This is a genomic window from Yoonia maritima (genome assembly GCF_003003285.1).
Lineage (GTDB): Bacteria > Pseudomonadota > Alphaproteobacteria > Rhodobacterales > Rhodobacteraceae > Yoonia > Yoonia maritima.
Genome location: NZ_PVTP01000013.1, coordinates 93157 through 117595, shown reverse-complemented (window position 1 = coordinate 117595; position 24439 = coordinate 93157). Strand labels below are relative to the sequence as shown.

The following is a 24439-nucleotide window of genomic DNA, read 5'->3' as shown; positions in this document are numbered from 1 at the left end:
ACCGCGAGGCACAATAGCGCGGGATGGAGCAGCCCGGTAGCTCGTCAGGCTCATAACCTGAAGGTCGTAGGTTCAAATCCTACTCCCGCAACCAACGAAACCGACACCCCGCCCGTAAAACGGCGGGCTGTTTGCGTTTTGGGGGCTGATAACTCCAAGATTGCCGCCAATTCTCCATATAATTCAATCACATGACCTCCATCGGCGTTCTCATCTGGATGCAAGCGCACCTCTGTCACAAGGCTGCGAAGAAGTTCGATGGCTTCTGCCTTCGTATCCTCATCGCCAAGGCTCCCAACCAAAGCCTTGATCTTGGCACCGTACTCACCACGAATTTTAAAGGGATAAAAGGCGTTTGTGTAAGGCATGTGTGGTCCTCGCATATGGCAAGGATTTCATCGGTGAAGATGAGCCGTCTCCGAAACGGAAAGAGACCGGCGCGTGGGTGCGTGAACAAGCTGCTGAGAACCGGGCGAAGCGTGAAAAGGCTGACCAAGAATGGGCCGCCATCGATGCCGCAAAAGTCGAAAACGAACGTTTCGCCGCTGACTTAGAAAGGCGGGAAAACATCTTCAAGCGCTTGATCAACCGCGTTTGGGCCGTTGCAGATTCCGTTGCTGAAATTTTTGGTATTCGGCTGTCCCAAAAAATCAGTGCAGCGCTGGATGATCTCGAAGCCGCTGTCGATGAATACAATGCAGATCTTCTGGCCAAAACTAGCCCCGACTCGACAACGCAGTCGGAACCTGAGTCCTGATAAGTTGCTAGGTCATAATGGCAGGTTGACCGCACGCGCGCGAATTCGCGAAAAAGAATACCGTTGATGGCAGGTGACTGAAGGCCAGTCAGCCCCCTGTTTTCGATCCGTCGTAACAGAACCCGTTGCAGAGGTGCCTGCAACAGAACCCGTTACCGCCGTTCGACCACCTAAGGCCGGTGGAGGCCTGTTCAGTGATAGTCCGCAGTCGCGGTAAGGAAATAGTAGACCGGAAAACTTTGGAGTGGCAGAAAAAGAGGGACAGGCACGATGTCGATTGGGCGGGTTGTGAGTGCGGCATTTCCATCAGAGCTTGATGCCGCGCAATCGGTTGATTGGACTACTCGGCTTTATAGGCGAAAAGCGGGCATCAAAGTTCTGGAAATGTGAAACCATTACGATTCAACAAGGTTGCAAGGCTTCTCATTAAGTACATATAACACGCTTCAGTACTAGGATTTTTTGAAGCAAAATGTCAGAAAAATTCCTAGACATTTGATGTCGGGAGCACTGAGCAAGATGAATGAATTTGAGATGCTTATTCAGCAAAGTGGCTGGAGTGTATCTGAAGCTGCTAAGGCCCTAGGGTACTCTGAAGGTCATGTTTACCGCTGGAAGCGCGGAGCCGAAAATCCGCGTAAAAGCGTCATGAAGCTTCTCAGAATGCAGCTGGAAGCGCTCCAGCCGGATGAGTGCGGTCGCGAATTTCGTTTTATAGATCTGTTTGCCGGAATTGGTGGACTTCGGAAGGCAATGGAGGGGGAAGGTGGGCGTTGCGTATTCACTTCTGAATGGGATCGTTTCGCTCAGGCAACGTATCATGCAAACTTCCTTGATAATCGACCAATCGCTGGTGATATCAGAGATATCGATGTTACTGATATTCCAGATCATGACGTTCTTGTTGCTGGATTTCCCTGTCAGCCGTTTTCGATCGCAGGTGTCTCAAAGAAAAATGCTCTCGGAAGGGCGCATGGGTTTGACGACGAAACACAAGGCACACTTTTTTTTGATGTTCTGCGCATACTGATGCATCATCGGCCAGCAGCATTTCTTTTAGAGAATGTTAAAAACCTTAAGAGCCACGACAAGGGCCGAACGTTTGACGTGATAAGACGGAAGCTAGAAGAAGAACTAGGCTACACATTACATACTCGGATCATTGATGCCGCCAATTTCGTGCCGCAGCACCGAGAGCGGATCGTTATGGTTGGATTTCGAGAAAGCACAGAGTTTTGTTTCGATGACATAGTTTTACCGGGTCGAAAAGGCAGGGGGATGCGAGATATTCTTCATCCGGAAAATGGGACTGAATCGCCAGAGGGGCAGTTCACTGTCGGACCAGATGCAGAAGTGAACAGCAAATACACGTTGTCAGACAAGCTCTGGGGTTATCTACAGGGGTACGCAGCGAAGCATAAAGCCAAAGGCAATGGTTTTGGCTTTGGTCTTGTTGATGGGGACAGTATATCTCGAACGCTTTCTGCCAGATATTACAAAGACGGATCCGAGATTCTCGTCAGTCAGGGCTTAGTCAAAAACCCGCGCCGCCTTACACCAAGGGAATGTGCTCGCCTGATGGGTTATGACGATAGCTTTCGCATCCCTGTTTCAGATACTCAGGCTTACAAGCAGTTTGGAAATTCTGTAGCGGTGCCGGTTTTTGCCGAAGTCGCAAGGTTGATGCGTCCGCATATCATTGATCTTGTTAAGTCGGCCTCCTTCAAGAAGGTTGGCTAAGACTGATAATTGTTCAGGATGCCATTGCGAAAACAATCATTGGTTGTAAGGTACTTAGGTACTCTTAGTATGGAATGTAGAGAGCTTATTAATGACCGATGAACTGATCAATGAACCCGACGCGCCAAGACTAATCAACGGGCTTCGAGACACTGGCTACAATTTTCGGACTGCGGCTTCCGATATTATTGACAACTGTATCGCAGCGGGTGCCTCCGAGATCAATGTTCAGATCGAAATGGATACAGAAGGACGCAAGTACGTCTATTTCGGCGATAACGGTACAGGGATGGACGCCGCGGGCGTATTCCATGCGATGCGGTATGGCGCACCCGAAAGAGAAAACCCCGAAAGCTTAGGGAAGTTTGGGCTTGGTCTGAAAACTGCATCGAGCTCCGTTTGTCGTCAGTTTACCTTGATTTCCCGAACAAGCGAAGGTGAAGACCTTAACAAGCTTACGTGGGATCTCGACCATGTTGAGAAAATTGGGCTTTGGGAGATGCGCCGCGATCCTGTTACAACCGACGAAAGTGAAACATTTGAAGAACTGTGCGGTTCTGGCAGCGGCACGCTGGTAATTTGGTCAAAGTGCGATCGAATTCTAACCAAGAACTATGACGAGCCGGGGGGCGCAAAAGAGAAATCTGCCATCAGACGTCTTGCCGATGGTCTCCGCTCACATGTTGGAATGATTTATCATCGTTTCATCGATGAAAAAGACGAGCGTCAAAGAAACATTACTTTGATGATCGACGGAGGGGTCGTTGTGCCATGGGACCCGTTTTTTAAAGAACGCTCTGACCAAGTACTATCTGAGACGGCACAAATCATGGAGATCGAAGTTGAAGATCGCAAGGTTCATAACGCGAAAGTTGCGGCTTGGATCTTACCACATAGCGACGATTTGACGTCTGCGGAGAAAGAGCGCGCTAAAATCAGTAACCGAGGGCAAGGCTTCTATATTTATCGTGAAGGGCGACTGATTAGTGATGGCGGCTGGCTGAGTGTTTTTGGCGGCCTAGACCCGCATATGTCGCTTTTGCGGATTGAGTTCGATTTTGGACATGAGCTGGATGAAGCTTTTTCAATCGACGTCAAGAAATCAAGGATACTTCTTGATCCGGCGTTGGCAGAGTACCTAGTCAGTCTTCTGACGCCACCTCGCCGGGAAGCTAACCTTCGATATAGAAAGAAAACTCAAAAGACGGCGGCAGCAGCTAATGTTGATCATACGTCGGCCAATAAAACGGTGGAAAATACGACCAACACTCGGAAGGCTGGCGTAGAGGATGCTGACGCTGCTTCACAAACAGCGGTTGTGTCGAATAATCGTGGAAGCAAGATCACAATCAAACAGAGGGTTGAGAGCAATGTCGAAGCGGAAGGGCTCTATATCAACCCCGTCGACAATATCACGACGGGTGATTTGTGGGAGCCGAGTTATCGTAGCGCTGGTGATGTAGGACATGTAGGTGCTGTTCTCTTGAACAAACACCATGATTTCTACCAAAAAATATACTTGAGAGCGGCGGGAAGCGGTTACTCTGTACAGGGCATGGACCTATTGCTTTGGGCATTTTCAATGGCTGAACAAAATAACGTAAATGAAGAGCTAGAGCCTATTTTTGCGGATATTCGAGAAGAAGTTTCGTCGAATTTGAGAAAGCTGTTGAGAGAAGTACCGACGCCGACGCTGGAGGATTTCGACGAAGAAGGTATTGGCGAAGAGTAAATGCTTAAGCATCATTCCGAGATAATCCTGGAGGAACTTGCTGAAGGAACCGGGGCAGGAATATCGCTGTCACAAGTTTCTGGAGGCCTTCAAACTGGCTTAGACATCTGGTTTAGTGACTTAAAGAAGAGCGCAGGACCAGTAGTTGAGTTGCGAGCTCATGGGCTAAAGTCACATCAGGTAGATCTACGCTTCGGAATGTATTCCAAGGATACCTTAAAGCTGATTGCGGAGGCCCCAGCTGAAGATCAGCTTTTGGCTCGATCTCTGGTTTCTAGCATCTCACCAAATGCAAAGCTCTCGATTGGTGGGCAGACCACTGACACATGGCAGGTGTTGGACGGAACCTTTGGAATGTCAGCACGACTGAAGCACCACCAAGGCTCCAATAATGCTGATGCAGCGATAAAGACCAGTCGAGAGGTAATCGTTCCGATGATGGCGGCTATGGCCGAATTGATTGGTTATGATGTCAACGAACCTGAAAATCCGTCAGGTGAAATGGAGGGTGCTCTGACAACAGTCGAGGTTGTTCGCCGAGAGCGAAACCCCCGCAATCGCCTTCTATGTCTTAGACTCCATGGGCACGTGTGCAAATGCTGCGGGATTTCTCCAAGCAAAACATACGGAGAAGCTGGTAAGATTATTGAGGTGCATCATATCCAACCATTGTCAACTCTTGGCCAGCCGCGACAGTATAACCCACTATCAGATTTAATCCCACTTTGCCCGAACTGCCACAGGGCAGTTCATACGAAACGACCATCCCCACACCTTGTATCGGAGCTCCAAGCGATAATGAGTAGTGATGTCTGACCCATATTCTCAGCTCCCCAAATACTACACAAAACTCAGCGAAGTCTTGCCTGACGGATTTGTGGTAAGTCGGCGGATAATTGATCCCATTATACTCATTGAACGATCTGAACTAGGCATAACTGCACGTCTTGCAGGCCGAAGGTTGGTAAAGGGCAAAGAAGAAATTTATCCTGCTCCTAGCAACTTTCATAACTGGGTTTTGGATAAGACTATCGTCCGGCCACTACCAAACGATACAGTTGACGTCTTTTCTCAAATGTTTGGTCCAAAAGACAACAATCTAATTAGCTACACTGATGTGCGTCGCCATTTGGAGCTAGAGAATAGCGATATTGAACTTCGATTGTCACAGAACACTTTGGCCTCTGGCTCAGCTACTGCAGCGGAATATCCTGACGAAATTTCAATCGAAGGGCTGATGGCAAAGTTATATCCGTATCAGGCCAAAGGTGTGAAGTGGATGTGGGAGGTTTCTAAAACTGAAGGGGGCTTGATACTCGCCGATGAGATGGGTCTGGGGAAAACGCTTCAGATAATTGCCCTTCTTCTACTAGAAGTACCGAAAACCTCATCTCCTGCGTTAATAATATGTCCAACCAGTTTGATTGTGAATTGGGTTCGAGAGATTGAAAAATTCGCGCCGTCTCTGACTGTATTGGTTCACAGAGGCGCAGAGCGCACCGGCATATATAAAGGTCTTCAAGAGACCAATATTGTTATCACGACTTACGACACGATGGTGAACGATATATCAATTTTTTCTGCGTTTGAATGGTCCTGGGTGGTATGTGATGAAGCTCAAGCGATCAAAAACCCTCACTCAATTCGACGTCAAAGTGTCGCTACTATTCCTCGCAACCATACTATTCCTATGACGGGGACGCCTGTCGAAAACAGTTTAGTCGACTTATGGTCATTGGCTGATTTTGCGGTACCCGGTATTTTGGGGTCTCTGTCAGAATTTGAGGCGCGGTATCCCGATGGTATAGATACAGCAAAAGAAATCTCTGAAATTGTTGAACCATTGATGCTCAAGCGGCGCGTTGCTGATGTCGCGGGTGATCTGCCTCCTCGCATAGACATCGACATTCCATTGGAAATGGAAAACGAACTTGTCTCTCATTACAACGCCGTCCGTGAAGCTACACTAAAAAAATATCCTGTTGCTGGAGCTCTGGTCGCAACGTTACAATTGCAACTTGTTTGCTCTCACCCGTGGTTAAGACAAGAAGACGAAAGTGACGAAGAAGGTGAGGACGCCGTCATCGATCCGGCGCCAGGTTTGCCTCTGATGAATGCTAAGATGGATCGAGCACGGTCTCTTATTGGTGAAGCTTTTTCCGGGGAGCGAAAAGTCATAGTTTTCGCGATGTTTAATCGAATGGGAGGCCTTCTTAGAGAAGCTTGCCAAGATTTGCCATCAGCATATTGGGGAGCGATTAACGGCAGCACACCATCAAGTGAACGGCAATCGATTATTGATACATTCTCCTCACATAAAGGTCCTGCAATTCTGGTTTTGAACCCAAAAGCTGCAGGCGCGGGCCTTAACATTACTGCCGCGACAGTCGTTATACATCTGACACCAGTTTGGAATCCTGCACTTGAAGCGCAAGCAAGCGCGCGTGCCTATCGGCGCGGGCAGGAATTGCCCGTAACGATCTATCGGTTATTCTATGAAGACACTATCGAACGGGTCATGTTGGATAGATCTACGTGGAAAAATGCGATGGGAAATGAAATTACGCCGACCTTAGTTAGAGATAAAGGTGATCTTGAACAGGCGTTACTAATACAGCCGAGGAAACAATGATGCTGCAGGCGTACCGTAAGATCTTGAGTGCAAATGACACGGGACAAACAAAGAGCCACCAGGCAGGCATGCTCATTCCGAAAGGCGATAGTGAGTTTCGCGCCTTCCTTGGCGAACTAGATTCAAAAACGAAAAACCCTCGCAAAACGATACTCTGCCGGGACGAGAACGGAGATGAACTGGAGCTTCAATACATTCATTACAACAACAAACTCCATGATGAGAGAGGTACTCGAAATGAGTATCGCCTCACATGCCTAACCGCCTACTTGAGGCGGTCTGGAGCTCTTGCTGGCGATGAAATCGAGATTTCCAAGAACGAAATAAACAACTTCTATTACATAAAATTTCTGCCAAAGCATAAAGAAGATCAAAACAGCCAACCAACGAGGATAGTCTTGAAGGGCTGGAGGCGCGTACATTGACCTCCCCGAGTATCCGACATCTGCACATGGATCTACAGATTGCAGAACAACTGGAGGAGTTGGGCTGTGTTTGCCTGTCAGATATCTCGGGATTACTAGCTACCTACGAGCTAGATGACGAAATAAGCGAAGTCCTTGCTGAAACAAGTGCAGCGTTGATGGCATGTATATCGGGCGCAACAATTGACTGGTTAAGATTCTATGAGCGTCCAGAGTTTGAATGTAATGGACTGTTCTTTCAATGTGTAGAGTTTTCGAGTGTTGGCCTCGATACTCCAAATTTTGCAGTAAATCGCGCCAGTTTAGGGAACGCGGGGGCGATGTTAGAACGCGCAGGGCTTGATGATTTCGGTGTTCTGGTGAAAGAACTTCGTGAAGGTATGCGCGTACCGCCACCTGGAATGGGCGGTATCAAAACACTGGAGCTTTGGGAGAGCCTTACTCGGTTGGGTAAGGGTATGAGGGATGATGCGCCATTGCTCGAAGAATACGCCCAACGGTACCCAATCTATTCTTCAACCAGTGAACGGGGGCTTCGTGCCACAAGCAAACAAGTGTCGAATGAAGATATCTGCCAGAACGAGTTATCAGAATTAGCATTAAGTTTAGATATCGGAGTTCTGCACCTTGGCCCTAAGACAGAGAAACTTCGGAGCAAGGGTTTATCACGTGTCCGCGAATTGTTGGGCGTACCACTACCTGAGATACTGTCTTGGCAAGGTATGGGGCGGTCTACAACTTCCCGCATCCAAGAGGGTGTTGAGGCTCTTAAACGGGCACAAGTGCCCGAAGGGGACATCGATTGGGAGATTTACTGCGATCATATGCAGCTCACACTCCTTCCCAAACAGCCCTTAAGCCAAACGATGTCCGAAACGATTGTGCTCTTACCCTCAGTAATCGAGGAAACTGTTTTGGCAGGTGAAACAGAGGATAACCGTCTGATTTTGGAAAAGCGGATCATGAAACCGCCGGATGAAAGAATGACGCTCGAAGCCGTCAGCGAACTTATGCCTGTCAAAATTACTCGGGAACGCGTTCGCCAAAAAGAGGCCAAGATCCTCAAAAGACTGGCAAGTGCATTGATCTACAACGATTATGCTCAATCCCCTTATCATTTTCGCCCAGAATTTACAGCGCCTTGGAGCAAAGCTGCCGATCAGTTTGCCTCATCGGAGGATGAGATTTCTTTGACCTCTCTCGTTGAAGGATTGGAAATTGCTTGGGGGGTTTCGCGGGATGTATTTAGCGAACAGCTTCCTTTGATAACCGCAATAATAACGGGTGACCTTGCTTCCGGTGATGAGTTCAAGAGGGCTCTACCGGTAGAGATGCCACTGTTGCTCCAAGGGTCTGGCTTGGCCATGGAGCTACCTCTAAAACGATTGCAAATTGGGAAAGCTGCTAACAGCTTTGCAGAGATGGGCATCGACACAATAAGCGATTTTCTTAATGCGATTACATCAGGAGAGGTTGAAATTGACGAAAACACGGCCTCCAGAACGACATACGAACAAGTCAATATCTTTGCCCAGTGTGTAGAAGAGAACGGAGAGATTAACTGGCCGCAGTATGCTCAAGATGCGGGCGTTCCTGACCTACCAGCATACCAAATAGAAACCCCTCAAAACTTCCTCGAGGCTATAATCCCTACTGCAATAAGTGTCTTGCAAGCGCGTCAGCTTTCAGCAAGGGCCCCCGATATTTTCAAATTGCGCACGTCTGTCGGTCTTGCTACTCGCCCCACTATGGATGCGATGGCTGCGGAACTCGGCGGTTTTGGCCCAACAATAAAGCTCGTTGAGACCAAGTTACTTAGGTTTCTAAGCGAAGTATTCATTGAAGGAAATGTTGCGCTTGCACGGTCACATGTTGATGAAGAATTCTTATCATACTGGGCCATCTTAGATGATAGCTTTACGAAGTTTGATGGTGACGTTGAGCATCTAGTACGGGACCTGTGTGAAAAATGGGGTATCTCTGAAGAGGAACTTAACAAATATTTGCCGGCCATCGTCGCAATATTGACGGGATATCCCATGGGACGTCTTACTCGTCACAATACGGTTGATCGCAAAAAACCGACGTCTTCGCGAACCCGCCATGTGCAAAAGGTACTGAATGTTAGAGAAGAACACGATTTTGTTCCACGAATGGTGTCACTTCGTGGCTTTAGGCGTACACACTGAAATTCTCGATATCGATTTACGATGGTTTCAAAATGCCTATGACCGCAGTTTAACTTCGCTTCCGTCGCCAGCGCGGAAACCGCTCTTGGTAAGCGTTCCATCATACTAGGCATCATCGCTAAGATGGGCTTCGGTAGGCACTACCATTGACCTCGGTTGGGCGCCTTCTATGGTAATGCAGGCATCTTATTTTCCAGCCAACCGCCTCATCCAAGGAGAGATTGATGACATTGCAGGTCATAGACACCTTTGAGGAAGGAAACGCTAAGGGCTATTTTTGCCGCGTGGGCGCTCTCGACTTCATAGACAGCTTACCGATTGGGTTTAAAGACTATTTCGTCCAGCGCGGCATAGTCAGCAATCGCTACCTCGATACACTTTGGGAAACGTTGGAGCAGCGGCTCCACATACCAATAATTGTGGTCGTTGGCGATCCAAGCATTGAGGATTTTCCCAATCCAGAACTTGTAGGTAATTGGAAAATACTAGACGGCCTGCAAAGAACAAATAGACTTAAGATTATTGTCGATACGGCTAGGTTCATTGATCAAGAAATAACTGTTCAAACCGAGCTCTTTACAGATGGTCATTTAGACGTTCGGGGGCTCACCAAACACCACAGATCTAGGCTCAATGAATTGGGTTGCCCGCCAGTTCTCTTCGCAAAAATGGTGAGAACAAAGGCTAAAGAACGAAGTCAAACCCTATTGGATCTAATAGCAAAGAATACACTTTGGTTGGAGGTTTGGGTCGGGTTGACCGAAAATGAGCAAATCAAAAAGATGCTATTACTCAACGCGGGACATAAGTCAGTAAGTATCAAGCACCAAATTGAACTACTCTTTTCTTCGTATCTACCAATCTTTGAAGAGGCCTTTCCGGGTGGGATCGTTCGCGAACGAGAACAAAGTTCAACGGCGTACAGTAAGCGTAGAACGCAAGGCCAGTTCTTCTTCGCACATTTGGTAACAGCATTTGAATCATTGAAGCTTGGTCAACCTGTATCGACGAACGCAGAATTCGCTGCGGGTGTCGCAAATGAGAATCAAAGTTCTGCAGATACTTTCATAGACATTTCAGAAGCAGATTTACGTGATTTCTCCGGTTTTCTAGTAATACTCGACAATGAGTTTTCTGAGGATATTGAAATCCGCTGGCTCGGCAGAGAGGTTGTACTGGCAGGGTTGTTTGCGGCAATAGGTGTTTCATCAAAGCAAGCAAAAGTTCCGTTCCCTCAAATTTATGCAAAGCTGACTAACGATTTGCCAAGCTTCAAAAAATGGTTGGATCTGGATGAGTTTGAAGTTGTCCGAAATAGCCAAGACACAGGAAGTGTGAATATTGGCAACATGAACAAGAACGCTGTTATGTTGGCCGTCAAGGAATTCTTGGATAGTGGCGGCGCAGATAAAATAAGCTGGGACCAGTACTTTAGGCCTGACCGATCAGAGCTTGCCCGTTTGCGGGAGAGTGCGAGATGACCTTTGAAGAACATTTCGTTATGTTGCTTGCGGCTAACATTAGCTTCAATGGTGACGCCAATGAAGATGACTTGATCGCTGCCGATGATTTGCTAGGAAAACTGTTGGACGACGATAATCTCCCGTCAAGCAGGCCCGAAGATTTTTGGGCTTTTTTGACTGAACTAATCTCGCCGGACAATGCCCACGTAGACCTGATCACCGACCGTAATGCCAAAAACGTTGCAAGAATTATTGATGTTGGCAAAAAAATTAATCCGGAAAAATGGGCGGAGCCATACGATCCAGGACACGAGCTTAGCTTTCACTCTTTTCCCGAAGCTCACAACATACAAAAATCGAAAGGAATGGATGGTAAGAATACGGATTTTTACCATTACAATAGTGATGTAGGGTTTGCGAACTCTATGGCCTTCGTCGATTTTCGGGTTGATCCGACGATTGTTCTTGGAAGCAGGTTCAATGTTGGTGACGAACACATCCAAGTGATTGCATGCTTACTAATGATGGAGAACTTAACCGAATTGTCCGAAGGGAGCGTGCTTATTTCATCGATTGAGGACGTCAACCAAGCACAAGCGCAGCTACAGTACCATCTAGTCCTTTATGGAAGAAGTTGGTCTACGCCTGTGGAATTGCCAAGTGAAACAAAGGTGCGAATTCCTCAATTAAGAGCCTGCTTGGGAAGCCCTGAACACTATGTCCAGTTCCGTGAGCCGTTTTCCATGTTGAGCAGCGTGAACGCATCAACCGGTATACTCGAAGTTTTCATGAGTACTTACCATGCTTTAGAAAACTTTATGATCAGAAGCCAAGTGGCTAGCACTTTTACTGAGAACGCAAGCTTATCCCTCAATCGTGTGAGGGATTTTAAGCGTCTTGGGGCGCGCATTGACCAAAGTGAGAGCAGATTCTTGAAAGATTTGTTCGTTGGGTGTTGGGGCCATCAAGTTGGCGACCAGAGCCTTATTGAAATGGCTTTAGAATGCAGGCAGGCATTTCGCGATGAGCACCACGATGGATCAGAGGAACTCGATAGGTTCTTCAAGTTGCTGGATATCAGAAAGGCAAGAGATAAACCAAAACTAGAGTATGAAGCATTTATCAATGGCGATGATGATCATTTCCGTGGCTGGTTCTCATTTTTGATCTATGGCATTCGGTGTTCTGTCGTCCACAACAAGGCTACCGAGTTTCACATTTCGAATGAGAACCTAGCTGAAAATCCGGATTGGCAAGCATTGCTAGCAAAATTATGTATGCCGATAATGATTCAACTCGCATTCGGATTACCCTCAGTCGTCGCGCCTGAGAACCCCATTCGATACTCTACACCGACGATTTCCTTATATGAGTAGCTCATTTAAGCTTCGCATCCAGCAGAATGCTACTCTCTTACCAACACTGTCGCCCATTCTATTATCCTGCGAAGGTCTAGCTTGTTCCATGGTTGTTGGACTATTTTGAACACGCAGCAAACGTCCGGTTTTCGCCTTCATAGCCAGCAGACTAAACCACACACTTCAGTATCGGTAGATTTCGGCGGTTGCGCCCTCCCGCAACCAAATCTTACCAACATTATCAATGCTGTAGAGCCCCTTGGGGCGATTTTTGCATTTCGACAGAAATGCCCGGTGCTACAATGGTGCTACGTTTAGCGATTGCGTACCCGCCCCCATTGAGACTGCTCCGCCAAGACCTGCGAACAGTCCAATCGAATCCAGGGTACTTCCCCCGCCCAGTACAAGAAATCCAACACCCAACATGCCGATGGTGGCGGCAGCGACTGAACTCAATCTGATGGTGGTCCCCAGGATTGTCGAAGCGAGAAAGACAACAATAAGTGGCTGAACCGCCCCAACCGTCGCAGCAACCCCGCCCGGAAGTCGATAGGCGGCGACAAACAGCAACGTCCAAAATAGAGCAAAATTGAGCGCACCAAGTACAAACACGCGCGCCCACCAAACCCCTTGTGGCAATTGCCGGGCCAGAATGAGTAGTAACAATCCAGCAGGTAAAGCGCGCAGTGCAGCCATCGAAATTGGATATCCTGCTGGCAGGTACTCTGTCGTTACATAGTAGGTACTACCCCAGATCAAAGGCGCAATGGCTGTGATGGCGATGTCAAATTGGCGTTTCATGTTGAGCCTCCATGTATCTTGACGTCAAGATAAAATAGCTTTACGTAGTTACCATGGACCATATTGACCGCATCGTCTCGCAATGGAGCAGCGCTCGCCCCGACCTTGACGTTGGACCAATGGAAACTATCGGTCGATTGTTACGCCTTTCGATGCTGTTGAGAAGCGAGATGGAGAATACTTGGAAAACCTTCGGTCTAAACTCCGCCAGCTTTGATGTACTGGCGACATTACGCAGGTCAGGAAAACCGAATGGACTGTCCCCGGGTGAACTTCTGGAACTGACGATGGTGACGTCTGGCACTATGACCAACCGCGTTGATCAGCTGGTAAAGGCTGGACTGGTAAGGCGAGTTCAAAACCGCAATGATAAACGTGGCTTCCTTATTAGACTTACTGACGAAGGCATGACAGTAATTGAGGCTGCGGTAACCGATCATGTAGAAACACAGCATCGATTGATGGATGGGCTGTCTGTCAACCAAAAAGACGAATTGAACGGCCTTCTCATAAAGCTGACTGCATCAGTAAAAACTGGCGCAGATTAATTCAGAGCGGTCATTGCCGGGTGATCAACCAACGGCAGTTTCATCCCGCAGACTGTGAGTCCACCCGGTTTCGGGTGTTGCACTTGCAGCGAATGGCAGCAATGCGGGCTGCGGCCGCAGCATCGCGATCAGCCTGTTGGGCTGAATTCCGGCGCAGCCCTCGCAACCGTTGTCGCATTCGCTAACCGAACTCGCACAAAATTCACACCTTAGTTTTTAAAGAGCTAGCTCTGCCAGCATGGCTGCGGGAGTAACATCAGCTTTGTCGGCGCGGCGTTTGACTTCGCCGCGTGTAATGACAACAAAGCGATCTGCTAGTCCGTAGGCAAAGTCAAAGTTTTGCTCGACCAATACGATGGCCATGTTGCCCTGTTCGCGCAGCAGGCTAATCGTACGACCGATTTGCTGGATCACGTTCGGCTGGATGCCTTCTGTCGGTTCATCGAGAAGCAATACCTTAGGTCGTGTGATCAGTGCGCGTGCGATGGCCAGTTGTTGTTGCTGGCCGCCGGACAGATCGCCGCCGCGTCTTGCTTTCATGTCCAGTAGAACTGGGAAGAGCTGGAAAATCTCTTCAGGAATGAAACGTTCATCCTTGGGAAGGCAGGCAAAGGCAGTCTCTAGGTTTTCTTGGACTGACATCAGCGGGAAGATTTCGCGCCCTTGCGGGACATAGGCGATGCCCGCACGGGCGGCTGCGAATGCGGATGGATGATTAAGCTGCTGATCACCAACTGCCAACGTGCCATCGGTATAAGGGTGGCGGCCAGATATCGCCTTGAGCAGGCTGGTTTTGCCCACACCATTCGTCCCCATCACAGCGGTCACTTCGCCAACAGGTGCATTCAGCGTGATGCCATGCAGGATTTGGCTTTGCCCGTAATGCAGGGTCAGGTTCTCAACATTCAGCATTATTGGCGTCCTAGATACACATCGATAACGGTTTGGTCGGCGGTCACGTGGTCCAGCGATCCTTCGGCAAGAACCGATCCTTCGTGCAGCACGGTGACTTTGCAATCAAGGCGGCGCACGAATTCCATGTCATGTTCAACCACCACAACCGCACGCGTCTTGGCCGCGCGTTTTAACAGGTCAGTTGTCAGTTCGCGTTCCGCAGTTGTCATCCCAGCGGCGGGTTCATCGACGAGCAAAAGGCGTGGATCTTGGGCAAGCAGCATCCCGATCTCGAGCCATTGTTTTTGACCATGGCTTAATTCGCCAGCGCGGCGTGTCAGACTATCGGATAGGCCAATCTCGGCCGCTATTTCTTCGATCCGTTGGCCACCTTCTTTGGTCTTTTTATAGAATAGAACAGCGAATGGTCCGCGGGGGTTACGCAAAGCCATCGCAAGGTTTTCGCGTACGGTTTGATCTTCGAAAACAGTGGGCTTTTGAAATTTGCGCCCGATCCCTTCCATCGCGATCTCGCTTTCGGACATACCAAGCAAAGATATGTTGCGATCACCCCATGTGACACGCCCTTCATCCGGCTTTGTCTTGCCCGTAATAATATCCATAAAGGTCGTTTTACCTGCGCCGTTCGGGCCGATCACCGCGCGCAATTCAGGTTCGCCGATTTGGATGGATAGGTTGTTGATCGCGCGAAAGCCATCAAAGCTAACTGACACACCGTCGACTTCTAAAAGCGTGCTCATGATGGTTTCCTCACCAGATAATCAAACAATCCGCCGATGCCCTTGGGCGCGTATAGGGTGACTGCGACGAACGACACGCCAAGCAGCACAAGCCACCAGTCGGTCCATTGGATCGTGTAAAAGCCAAGTGGGATGGCCGGTGCGCCACCGCCTGTGAACCAGCTAGACAACAGCGACACAAATGCGGCCCCGATAACCGCGCCATAAAGCCGCCCGCGCCCGCCAATCGCGACCCAGACCGCCAAATAAATTGACGCGATAGGTGCGATTTCTGCCGGGTTAATGATGCCAGCTTGCGGGTAGTACAATGCGCCTGCAATGGCCGCCACCACGGCGGTGATCGTGAATACAAACAGCTTGTAGCTTTCCACGTGATACCCAAGAAACCGAACGCGAGATTCATTGTCGCGGATTGCCTTGATGACGCTACCCATCTTGCCGGATGTGACCCATGCAAACAGAACGTAACCAAGCGCCACGGCCAGTGCGGATGCGTAGAAGAACGCGAGCGAGATGGTGGATTGCGGTGTGTCTTCAAACCCCGGAATGTTTTGCAGTCCTGACAGGCCGTTATTTCCGCGTAACCCACTGTCGTTTTGGAACAGATACAGTGCCAGCGCGAGGGTCATCGCTTGGGTAAGAATCGACAGGTAGACTCCCGTGACCCGGCTGCGGAACGCGAGCCAGCCAAAGACGAGCGCGAGCAATCCCGGCACCAGCACGACCATTAACAGCTGAAGGAACAAACTGTCAGAGAACGCCCAGATCACCGGGAATTCAGAACTACCAACAACGCCAAAGATTTGGTTGCCGATGGCATCAGTGATTTCTTGCGCGGTTGGGGGGATGGTTTGCGTTGCAAGGCTGTCGAGCACGATCCCTTCGGTCCGCGCGTACATTAGCCACATGCCAACGGCATAGCCGCCAATCCCGAAGAAGGCGAAATGCCCAAGGCTTAGGATACCGCAATATCCCCAGACGACGTCCATCGCGACGGCAATCAGGCATAGGCATAGTGTCTTACCCAGCGTTTTCACGAATGACGTGGACATGATTCCAAGGCCGGCGTCGGATAGAATGGTAACGACGATGGTAAAGATGCTGAGCCCCAGCAAGAACCAAAGTGTCGACGGATTGCGTATTAGAAAGCTTTTATTCATTGGTTTAGTCCGCCGCTGCCCGGCCCTTAAGCGCAACGATGCCTTTGGGTCGGAACTGAATAAAGAGAATGATGAACAGGATCATGTAGGTCTGCGCCGCCAAGGTATTTGACGGGTTCAGCCATTCGATCCCTTTTTGCAGGAAGCCAATCAGCGAAGCACCCGCAAGCGTGCCCCAGACATTCCCAACGCCGCCAACAACCACGGTCATGAACGACTGCACGATATAATCGGCACCCATCTCGGAGGTGACCTTGGCGTATAGCCCAATCGCAACTCCTGCGATCCCCGCGATCCCCGAACCAAGTCCGAAGGTCAGCATGTTAATCCGGTCAGGGTTGATTCCCATGGATGCGGCCATGCCGGGGTTTTGGGTGACAGCACGTACCTCTAGCCCAAGCCGGGTGCGTTTCAGGACGAACAAGATCAGGAACAGGAAGATCACGGCGAGTACAAAAATCGCGATACGGATATAGCTGATTTGAACCACATCGTTGAACACCCATGCGCCGTCTAACCATGCTGGCGATGTCAGGGGGCGCGCTTGGGTGCCAAAGATGTTTTTGGCCAGTTGTTGTAGCGCGATTGAGATACCGAATGTCGCCAGCAGTGTTTCCAGTGGGCGGTGGTATAGGTGACGGATCACCAGACGCTCCATTGCGACACCAGCGGCAAAGGTGACCGCAAAGGCAAGCGGTAGCGCGATGATGATGGACAGCGTGTAGCTAGGAATGAATAGCTGCACGACATAACCGGTATAGGCACCCATCATGATGAATTCGCCGTGGGCCATGTTGATGACGCCCATAACGCCGAAGGTGATGGCAAGCCCAATGGCCGCCAGAAAATAGATCGAGGCTAGTGAAAGTGCATCAAGCGCGAGGTCGGCTGATTGGCCAACGGCAACGCGTGTCTCAACTGAGGCAAGTGCGGCCTTCGCGGCATCGGTGATGGCAGGATCGGCCTCGTTGTAAATCTCAAAGAACGTGTATTTCGCAAGCGCCGCATCGCGGTCTGTTTCGGTCACCATCGGTGGAACCGTACCGGAATGGGCTAGCTGTGCGTAGGCGCGGTTGCGGTTGGCTGTGGTGCCCAGTTGCGCGACAGGCACATCGCCAACGCGACCGTTGATAATGTTGGATGCAAGTGCCGCCTTGATCGTGTCCGCATCGGTACGTGGGGCGGCAAGGTCATCAGCGACCAGCAGTTCGTATGCGGCATCTAACGACATGTCTGCGCCGGGGTTCAGGACACGGGCGATATTGACGTCAGTTGGCAGTTCTTCGGCCAGTGCAGGGCTTGTGGTCAGGATTTGGTTTAAGACGGCACGTGCCTCGACGCTGACATCGGTGGATAGGCTGTTGATGGCTGCAATGCGGTCTGCAGTGTCCTCAGCAAAGCTCGCTGACAGGAAATTCGCGAGCTGGATTTTTCGAGCTTTTAGTGTGGAGTCTTCTTCGCCATCAATCGAACCAAGCAACGGGGAAAGCTGACTTGCCTCTGGGCGCCGGGCGATGGATGCGACAGCTGTGGTCCGGCGGTTTAGGTCGGGATCCATCAGTTGGAACTGAACAAGCGCTGTGCCGATCACGCGACGCACGCCACCGTTGGGCTTAAGCTGTGTAAAACCGTCAGAGGGGGCGGTCGTTTCTACACCGCTATCGATATCAGTGAGGATCAGGCTGTCGCCGTCCTCGTCTGCAATAAAGAACAGGCCTTCAGGGCTTTGCCAGACGGATTTATCCTGCCATTCCTCTAAAAACGTTGCGACTTGCGGAATGCCGGAACTAGCAAGGTCATCCAGCACGGTACCAACAGTGCGGCGGCCCGGCTTGGCGACTTCTTCGGCGTGGGTTTGCAGTAGGTTTTGGAGTTCTTGGGCCTGAACCGCGGGTGAAAATCCCAACAGCAAGGCGAGCAAAATTAAGACGCGGGGCATGAGGGTCTTTCGGAATTCAAAATTGGTCAGGCGCGGAAGGACTCCGCGCCTGATTGAAATGTTTAGTAGTTTGAAGTCAGCTGAACGCAGCTTTCAGTTTCGACATTGTACATGCCGCAACCCAGTTCCTGCCAATCAGACTTAAGAACCGCTGATTCAGGCAAGAAGTCTGTCCATGCGTCGCCCGGAACTTCTTCGGTTTGGCTGATGATATCGAACTGACCGTCGGCTTGGATTTCGCCGATCAGAACTGGCTTTGCCAAGTGGTGGTTTGGCAGCATGACGGCTGTACCGCCTGTCAGGTTCGGGAATTCCTGACCGTACATTGCGTCACGAACAGCGTCGACGTCAGTAGTTCCGGCAGCCTCGACCGCGTTCACCCACATGTTGAAGCCGATGTAATGGGCTTCCATTGGGTCGTTTGTGACACGATCTTCGCCAGCGAATGCTTTCCATGCCGCGATGAAGTCAGTGTTCGCGTCGCTTTCAGCAGACTGAAAGTAGTTCCAAGCGGCCAAGTGACCGACAAGGTTGGATGTATCCAGACCTGACAGTTCTTCTTCACCAACTGAGAAGGCCACAACAGGGATGTCGTCAGCGGATACGCCAGCAGCAGCCAGTTCTTTGTAGAAGCCGATGTTTGCGTCGCCGTTGATTGTGGAAATCACACCAACCTGTTTGCCGTCTTCGCCAAGCGCAACAACGTCAGCAACAATTGTTGCCCAGTCAGAGTGACCAAACGGTGTGTAGTTCACAAAGATATCTTCTTCGGCGATACCATTATCGATCAAGTATGCTTCGAGAATGTTGTTGGTTGTACGTGGATAAACATAGTCTGTACCCAACAACGCAAACTTCTCAACGCCAAGCTCTTCAAGGAAGTAGTCCGTCGCTGGGATCGCTTGTTGGTTCGGGGCCGCACCTGTGTAGAAAACGTTACGCGAAGATTCTTCGCCTTCGTATTGTACAGGGTAGAACAGCAAGCCGTTCAGCTCTTCGATCACAGGCAATACTGATTTACGTGAAACCGATGTCCAGTTACCGAAAATAACGTCGACTTCGGATACGGTCAGCAGCTCGCGTGCTTTTTCAGCGAACAGTGGCCAGTCGGATGCCGGGTCAACGACGACGGCTTCGATTTCACAGCCCAAAAGACCGCCAGCTGCGTTTTGCTGTTTGACCAGCATCAGCATTGCGTCTTTCAGTGTGGTTTCGGAAATCGCCATAGAGCCGGATAGCGAATGCAAAACACCGACTTTGATCGGCTCGGCACAATCTTGGGCTGCAGCCATGCTTGTGCTGGCCAAAAGGCCGGCAAAAATAGAAGCGCTGAGTGATTTATTAAATTTCATCGAAACAATGTCCCCGTTTCGTTGTCGCGGTGCCCTAGTTTTTGGCAAAAGCCAAAGCTATAGCAGGCCCACAACAGTGTTGTTGTAGTCGCGCGGCGGGAGTTTCTGCCAGGAAGGCCCGTTGCGCGGCGATTGATGTCTGAACCAGACGATCATGTAAGTAGGCTGCGAATTGGGCAGAGTCCTCGGGAGAACGCTGAATAACCCGGCAGCTGTGTGTATGTGCGACAATAAACGCCAATATTCACACCTACCGCCCAAAAAATAGACGTACCACGTATCTGTAGGTTTGGCATCGCAACAGGTCGTATTCGTACGGTCCCCTCGCTTGCGTGCGTTAGGGGTGAATTCCACTGCTTACTATAAATCTATGGTTGCTCTAGGTTAGCCTAAGGCAGAAGTCCAGGCAGATACGAGCTTTGGCATTTGACTAGGCTTATAGCTGAATAGGCCAACGTCATTCCCGTCGATTGCAACGGCAACTGTTGTGTTTTCACCCAAAGGTTCGTTCAAACAGATTAGCCGTGGCCCTTCCTGTTGGGGAAGAACGGAACGATGCCGCTTTCTGAATGTTGCGATCTGTGTGCTCCAAAGTGCATCAAGCATTGCAACATCGCCAACGGTTTTCGCAACGTCACCGTTTGACACATATAGATACGCCGTCATGCCGTTAGAATGCGCGGCAAAGAACCGTTCAATCAGGGCAACAGGTTTTGCGTCGAGGTCTATGTGCCAAAGCTTAGCGAGCCCCGCGGCCGATATTCCCGCTTCGGCGCTCGTGCCAAAGGGCTGTGATGGCAAACTGCGTACAGTGACTTGGCTTGCTGATGCGCAAAGCAACATCATGAGATCACCAGCCGCTTGCAACGTTTCTGGTTCGTCGCGCGATAGCACTTTCCCAATGACGCTTTCTGCTTCGGGGAGGTTACCTGATACGTCGACCAAGCCACGCAAGCGACGACCGGCAACGATCATGCTCACGTTTACATCATCAATGCTAAAGACAAGCGTGCGTTCCAATACGGTCGCATCTATTTCATTCAAAAGGGCTGCAAGTGGAGTCGGCGCACCACTTTGAGAAATAATGCGCGCACGACCGACATAGATTTCATCTTCAGACAGAAGCGCCGCGAGTTTGTTTGCGATAATTGACGTGTCACTCACGATTGCGGCCTTTGCTTAAAAAAATGTTCATTCTGCTCATCCACCGGTGCTGAGCCGTTCAAGTAGTGGCTGCGCATCCGCCAAAAATGCATTGATATCTAGATCTGAGGAGCTCACGCAGCACATTACGTCGTTGGGTTCAGCTTTGGCACGCAAGAATAGACGTACTTGGCCGCGACTGGCGACGACGGCGCTCGCGCTTGGTTCAGTGCCAAGGAATTGCTGCCGCTTGGTGCCCATCGTTAACGCAGCTTCAGCACATAGGTTATCAAGCCCCTCGCGTGGAAGCGAAGACGCTGAATTCGTCACAAGAATCATCTGTGTCGACAAATCCGCAAAGGCGATAGTGTCGCACGCTGCGAATTTTTCTTGCAATGCATCTAGATCGTCCACAACCATGAGTGTTGGCCCGCTAATTTTTCGTTGATATCTGACTGACTACGTCAAAACAGCCATATGTGAAAGCCTATCAAATGGATACACGCCTAAGATGTTGGCGTGCCCGGTTTCGATGAGGGTTCTGCCGCCGGGCGTTCTCGCTTCGGGGCATTTTCATTCAAAGGCCGTTTTACGCGACGTGGCAGCACCGCGGTTGTGATTGGTTCAGGGATCGCTGTGCCGTCGGCAATATTGTAAAGCGGCAGCTCTGTGCGTGCAGCTAATTTACTAAGCGTCTCAACCGATTGAATAAGATGTTCCACAAACGGGCCCGCACCGCTGGCGTCCCAACGTTCATAGTCGTCGCCTGCTTCAAGTGCTTGCAGCAACGAAATTGGGAAGGTTGCTGCAAATTGGCCCTTCGTCTCGCGTAAAACCCGCTTAAAGACGCGCACGCGATCTTTTTCTGTGGTTAGCTTGTCAAAACGTGTGATCAACAAAACTGAATTTTCGCGGACGGCGGTTGGCATTGTGTCCCAAACGGCGGCTTCTGATTGACGCCACGCTTGTGTAGCATGCGTCAGCCAGATGACGGCATCGACTTCTGGCAGCATACGTTCCCAAACTTCTGACGACATGTTTGGGTCGGAAATGCCTGGAAAATCAATGAGGTCACAGACATCCAGTATATCGCATTCTAAGAACAATCGAATGCACATGGTTTGCTCGACCGGAATTCCTTCAAGCTGATCCAGCGAAACAGGTTCCGTCGTGCCATCAACGTCAACGCGGTAAGGCGCATCAGTCCCATGTGACATCCACACTGGCGAAAGGCGCGTCGCTGTCACCTTTTCGGGAAGCGGACGCGCACCCATCAAAAGATTAGATAGCGTGCTTTTCCCCGCAGAAAACTCGCCCATGAGCGCGATACGAGGCTTACGTTTCCCACCGGTCGTGGGGCTATGATCTGACATTAGGCTTTTCCTTCGGCTACGGCAGGTGCGCTATCGCTGAGCTCTTCGAAAATGTAATCGAACAGCTCCTCACGCTCTTGCTGTGCAGTGATGCCAAAGATTTCTTTTAAGTCGTCTTTATTTAGATTCGATTTTTCGCTCAGGTCGGTAAGGAAGCCGCGCTGTTCTTCAAGGAAGTTGCGTAGTTCTACCTCGGCTAACTTACGAATTTCATCTGCCTGCCGGACCTTCAATTCATCCACAATCGGTGCTGTTTCTGCTTCGATTAGATCGTAGAAACCACTTGCAAATGCACGATAACCTTTGCGGCGTTTCCACCATCCCTTCCACCACGATGTTTGCAGATCTAGCGCGATCGTTTGCCCAAGAGAAACAGGCGCTGGAATTTCTGGCGCGGCAGGGGGCGTAATCGAAAAGTTTTCAACCGCGACACCGAAAGCGCTACGGTATGTTTCAGCTAAATCAGAGGAAGCCGCCGCAAACACTTGATCACAGGTGGATGAAACATTGCGCCGCATAACCTGATAGCTTGTGCGCAGCAGCATGCGAAGACCGTCTGGACTGTATTGCCAGACTTCTTCCTCACCGTTGTTTTCCAAATGCTGAAGAAGCGATTCTAACGCGCGATCCAAGAAACGTTTATGAGACTGGTCGACCCGAGACCCGAATTGTTGAAAGACGATATCCATACGGTCGTCCAAGAATTTTAGGTTGTCAGCTTCTAGTTTATCAAGGTGCGCGACCAATTGATCGTGTGGCATGACGTCAACGGAGTCACCGTCCAATCGCATGGAAACCATCGATGCAGATGCCCGTACGCCACCGACAAGGTTCAGCGCGCGCTTGCGGGACGCAGCAAGGATTTCCGCACCGGGGCCTTCGGAGATACGTTCAGACAAAGCACGATAAAGCTGAGGGACCCCAGAAAGGTGCCAAACCAGCTCATTGATTTCCATGTCGGCCGTTTCCGAGCTTAGTGATGCTTCAGCCCAATTGAACATCGCTTCGGCGCTTTCTGCGACGATATCGTCAAGGGTTTCACCAAGCGCAATATTGGCCCAATAAGCGCTACCAAAAATGAGTTCGGGATTTTCGGGGCCGTTATGGTCCTTGAGCGTTTGCAGAATGCTTTCGCGAATTTCGGGAACCTGCTCAGCTGGGTTCGACAATTCGTCGATACGGTTCACAAAGATGATTACTTCGCGCGATTTAACGTTAGCTATAAGGCGGATTAGCCCCATATCCATCGAGCTCAGCGCCTGATGGGCTGAAAGTACGACGACGCAAATACGGCTGTCGCGCAGCGCGTTGATCGTAATTTGTTCGCGCATCATGAAGGTATCGTTCACGCCGGGCGTGTCACGAACGCACAGCGGCATTGGGATGGCCTTCGCGCCTAGATACAGGTCTGCGGATTTCGTGATGTCAGCAAAACGACCTTGCTGATCTTCCTCGTCCATATCTTCGAAATCGTCGCCCATACAAACATACCGCTGGACAAGATCATCTGTAAGGTCGGCATAGTTGTGTTTTTGGCCGAGTAGCAGTTCAAATTTGCGACCGAGGCGGGCTTTTGTCTTATCTCGCATCTCTGCGATCTGTTCGCGGACTTTTCCAAGTTCTTCGTCCGCACCAGCACGGCTGGAGAGCTCACCGATTCGGCCACCATTTTCGATCAAATGATCCCATTCGCCTTGGCTGAAAAATTGGAACGTTGCTGTTGGTGCATCCTTTGAAAGAGGCGCATTCAAGTGCAGCGATGTCACGACTGATGTCCACGGGTTCACATCCGCAGGTAGCAAATTGGGGCGGCCAACCATGGCATTTACAAGTGAAGTTTTACCGGATTTGATTTGCCCAATCATCGTAATACTGGGTTCAAAAGCACGTAACTGTTTGATTAGTCGTGTGGATTTCTTTTCCGCATCACTACCGCCCAGCTTGACAACGTCAGCTAGCGTGGCTTCCAGATCAACGATCTCGTCGTGAAACTCTTCAAGCTTCTCCAAACCAAGTCGCATGAACGGGTGGGTTGCTGCCGGGACTTTGTAACCATCCCCTTTTGTCAGCTCTTCCATCTTCATTCGTGTCCGTCCTCAATAGTCTTATTAGCTACCACTCTTATCAGTTGATAGCCGCTTCGCCAAATCACGAGGCTATCACTGTTTTATT

The 24439-nt window shown here is 50.1% G+C and carries 20 protein-coding genes and 1 tRNA gene; 11 read left to right on the top strand and 10 right to left on the bottom strand.

Going from position 1 to position 24439, the window contains the following annotated elements; translation table 11 throughout:
- The first annotated feature begins 17 nt into the window (after window positions 1-17).
- The 10 genes from CLV80_RS16260 (at window position 18) to CLV80_RS16215 (ending at window position 12314) form a co-directional block, all read left to right on the top strand.
- Window positions 18-94: transfer RNA gene (locus tag CLV80_RS16260), tRNA-Met, on the top strand.
- Window positions 95-370: 276 nt separating this feature from the next.
- Window positions 371-757: a hypothetical protein gene (locus tag CLV80_RS16255; RefSeq protein WP_106358992.1), complete on the top strand. Its 387-nt coding sequence runs from the start codon at window positions 371-373 to the stop codon at window positions 755-757.
- Window positions 758-1276: 519 nt separating this feature from the next.
- A complete protein-coding gene (gene dcm, locus CLV80_RS16250; protein WP_106359002.1) occupies window positions 1277-2497 on the top strand; it encodes a DNA (cytosine-5-)-methyltransferase in 1221 nt (406 codons plus the stop codon).
- Window positions 2498-2588: 91 nt separating this feature from the next.
- Complete coding sequence (locus tag CLV80_RS16245; protein WP_106358991.1) at window positions 2589-4229, top strand: ATP-binding protein; 1641 nt, start codon at window positions 2589-2591, stop codon at window positions 4227-4229.
- Entirely contained in the window at window positions 4230-5045 is an 816-nt protein-coding gene (locus tag CLV80_RS16240; protein WP_106358990.1) for an HNH endonuclease, read from the top strand. It abuts the gene before it with no gap.
- Window positions 5038-6861: a DEAD/DEAH box helicase gene (locus CLV80_RS16235; protein WP_106358989.1), complete on the top strand. Its 1824-nt coding sequence runs from the start codon at window positions 5038-5040 to the stop codon at window positions 6859-6861. Before CLV80_RS16240 ends, CLV80_RS16235 begins: the two co-directional genes overlap by 8 nt.
- Entirely contained in the window at window positions 6858-7286 is a 429-nt protein-coding gene (locus CLV80_RS16230; protein ID WP_207766604.1) for an EcoRII N-terminal effector-binding domain-containing protein, read from the top strand. The genes CLV80_RS16235 and CLV80_RS16230 overlap by 4 nt, the downstream gene beginning before the upstream one ends.
- Window positions 7287-7312: 26 nt before the next feature.
- Window positions 7313-9475: a sigma-70 family RNA polymerase sigma factor gene (locus CLV80_RS16225; protein ID WP_133169788.1), complete on the top strand. Its 2163-nt coding sequence runs from the start codon at window positions 7313-7315 to the stop codon at window positions 9473-9475.
- Window positions 9476-9699: 224 nt separating this feature from the next.
- A complete protein-coding gene (locus CLV80_RS16220) occupies window positions 9700-10956 on the top strand; it encodes a hypothetical protein (RefSeq protein ID WP_106358986.1) in 1257 nt (418 codons plus the stop codon).
- A complete protein-coding gene (locus tag CLV80_RS16215) occupies window positions 10953-12314 on the top strand; it encodes a hypothetical protein (RefSeq protein WP_106358985.1) in 1362 nt (453 codons plus the stop codon). Before CLV80_RS16220 ends, CLV80_RS16215 begins: the two co-directional genes overlap by 4 nt.
- A 279-nt stretch (window positions 12315-12593) precedes the next feature.
- Here CLV80_RS16215 and CLV80_RS16210 read toward each other — a convergent pair whose 3' ends face one another.
- A complete protein-coding gene (locus CLV80_RS16210) occupies window positions 12594-13097 on the bottom strand; it encodes an EamA family transporter (RefSeq protein WP_106358984.1) in 504 nt (167 codons plus the stop codon).
- Between the two features lie 53 nt (window positions 13098-13150).
- Between CLV80_RS16210 and CLV80_RS16205 the strand changes: the two genes are divergently transcribed.
- Complete coding sequence (locus CLV80_RS16205; protein ID WP_106358983.1) at window positions 13151-13645, top strand: MarR family winged helix-turn-helix transcriptional regulator; 495 nt, start codon at window positions 13151-13153, stop codon at window positions 13643-13645.
- A gap of 216 nt (window positions 13646-13861) precedes the next feature.
- Here CLV80_RS16205 and urtE read toward each other — a convergent pair whose 3' ends face one another.
- The 9 genes from urtE to CLV80_RS16160 all read right to left on the bottom strand — a co-directional run bounded on the left by urtE (window position 13862) and on the right by CLV80_RS16160 (window position 24351).
- A complete protein-coding gene (gene urtE / locus CLV80_RS16200; protein WP_106358982.1) occupies window positions 13862-14557 on the bottom strand; it encodes an urea ABC transporter ATP-binding subunit UrtE in 696 nt (231 codons plus the stop codon).
- Window positions 14557-15300: an urea ABC transporter ATP-binding protein UrtD gene (urtD, locus tag CLV80_RS16195; RefSeq protein WP_106358981.1), complete on the bottom strand. Its 744-nt coding sequence runs from the start codon at window positions 15298-15300 to the stop codon at window positions 14557-14559. The genes urtE and urtD overlap by 1 nt, the downstream gene beginning before the upstream one ends.
- Window positions 15297-16460: an urea ABC transporter permease subunit UrtC gene (gene urtC, locus CLV80_RS16190; RefSeq protein ID WP_106358980.1), complete on the bottom strand. Its 1164-nt coding sequence runs from the start codon at window positions 16458-16460 to the stop codon at window positions 15297-15299. The genes urtD and urtC overlap by 4 nt, the downstream gene beginning before the upstream one ends.
- Window positions 16461-16464: 4 nt before the next feature.
- Entirely contained in the window at window positions 16465-18399 is a 1935-nt protein-coding gene (urtB, locus tag CLV80_RS16185) for an urea ABC transporter permease subunit UrtB (RefSeq protein ID WP_106358979.1), read from the bottom strand.
- Window positions 18400-18461: 62 nt separating this feature from the next.
- Window positions 18462-19691, bottom strand: coding sequence for an urea ABC transporter substrate-binding protein (gene urtA, locus CLV80_RS16180; RefSeq protein ID WP_375342203.1), 1230 nt, complete (start codon window positions 19689-19691; stop codon window positions 18462-18464).
- A 444-nt stretch (window positions 19692-20135) separates the two neighbouring features.
- A complete protein-coding gene (locus CLV80_RS16175; protein ID WP_106358977.1) occupies window positions 20136-20915 on the bottom strand; it encodes a hypothetical protein in 780 nt (259 codons plus the stop codon).
- 36 nt (window positions 20916-20951) lie between these two features.
- Window positions 20952-21314, bottom strand: a complete 363-nt coding sequence (locus tag CLV80_RS16170; protein ID WP_106358976.1) for a hypothetical protein — start codon at window positions 21312-21314, stop codon at window positions 20952-20954.
- A gap of 86 nt (window positions 21315-21400) precedes the next feature.
- The gene (locus CLV80_RS16165) at window positions 21401-22267 is read right to left on the bottom strand and encodes a dynamin family protein (protein WP_106358975.1); all 867 of its coding nucleotides are present in this window, start codon (window positions 22265-22267) and stop codon (window positions 21401-21403) included.
- Window positions 22267-24351: a dynamin family protein gene (locus tag CLV80_RS16160; RefSeq protein ID WP_106358974.1), complete on the bottom strand. Its 2085-nt coding sequence runs from the start codon at window positions 24349-24351 to the stop codon at window positions 22267-22269. Before CLV80_RS16160 ends, CLV80_RS16165 begins: the two co-directional genes overlap by 1 nt.
- Window positions 24352-24439 lie beyond the last annotated feature (88 nt).

Bases quoted from the DNA above. Each gene is read 5' to 3' on its own strand.
- dcm (WP_106359002.1), top strand. From the start codon at position 1,277: ATGAATGAATTTGAGATGCTTATTCAGCAAAGTGGCTGGAGTGTATCT.
- CLV80_RS16245 (WP_106358991.1), top strand. From the start codon at position 2,589: ATGACCGATGAACTGATCAATGAACCCGACGCGCCAAGACTAATCAAC.
- CLV80_RS16240 (WP_106358990.1), top strand. From the start codon at position 4,230: ATGCTTAAGCATCATTCCGAGATAATCCTGGAGGAACTTGCTGAAGGA.
- CLV80_RS16235 (WP_106358989.1), top strand. From the start codon at position 5,038: ATGTCTGACCCATATTCTCAGCTCCCCAAATACTACACAAAACTCAGC.
- CLV80_RS16230 (WP_207766604.1), top strand. From the start codon at position 6,858: ATGATGCTGCAGGCGTACCGTAAGATCTTGAGTGCAAATGACACGGGA.
- CLV80_RS16225 (WP_133169788.1), top strand. From the start codon at position 7,313: ATGGATCTACAGATTGCAGAACAACTGGAGGAGTTGGGCTGTGTTTGC.
- CLV80_RS16220 (WP_106358986.1), top strand. From the start codon at position 9,700: ATGACATTGCAGGTCATAGACACCTTTGAGGAAGGAAACGCTAAGGGC.
- CLV80_RS16215 (WP_106358985.1), top strand. From the start codon at position 10,953: ATGACCTTTGAAGAACATTTCGTTATGTTGCTTGCGGCTAACATTAGC.
- CLV80_RS16210 (WP_106358984.1), bottom strand. From the start codon at position 13,097: ATGAAACGCCAATTTGACATCGCCATCACAGCCATTGCGCCTTTGATC.
- CLV80_RS16205 (WP_106358983.1), top strand. From the start codon at position 13,151: ATGGACCATATTGACCGCATCGTCTCGCAATGGAGCAGCGCTCGCCCC.
- urtE (WP_106358982.1), bottom strand. From the start codon at position 14,557: ATGCTGAATGTTGAGAACCTGACCCTGCATTACGGGCAAAGCCAAATC.
- urtD (WP_106358981.1), bottom strand. From the start codon at position 15,300: ATGAGCACGCTTTTAGAAGTCGACGGTGTGTCAGTTAGCTTTGATGGC.
- urtC (WP_106358980.1), bottom strand. From the start codon at position 16,460: ATGAATAAAAGCTTTCTAATACGCAATCCGTCGACACTTTGGTTCTTG.
- urtB (WP_106358979.1), bottom strand. From the start codon at position 18,399: ATGCCCCGCGTCTTAATTTTGCTCGCCTTGCTGTTGGGATTTTCACCC.
- urtA (WP_375342203.1), bottom strand. From the start codon at position 19,691: ATGGCTGCAGCCCAAGATTGTGCCGAGCCGATCAAAGTCGGTGTTTTG.
- CLV80_RS16170 (WP_106358976.1), bottom strand. From the start codon at position 21,314: ATGGTTGTGGACGATCTAGATGCATTGCAAGAAAAATTCGCAGCGTGC.
- CLV80_RS16165 (WP_106358975.1), bottom strand. From the start codon at position 22,267: ATGTCAGATCATAGCCCCACGACCGGTGGGAAACGTAAGCCTCGTATC.
- CLV80_RS16160 (WP_106358974.1), bottom strand. From the start codon at position 24,351: ATGAAGATGGAAGAGCTGACAAAAGGGGATGGTTACAAAGTCCCGGCA.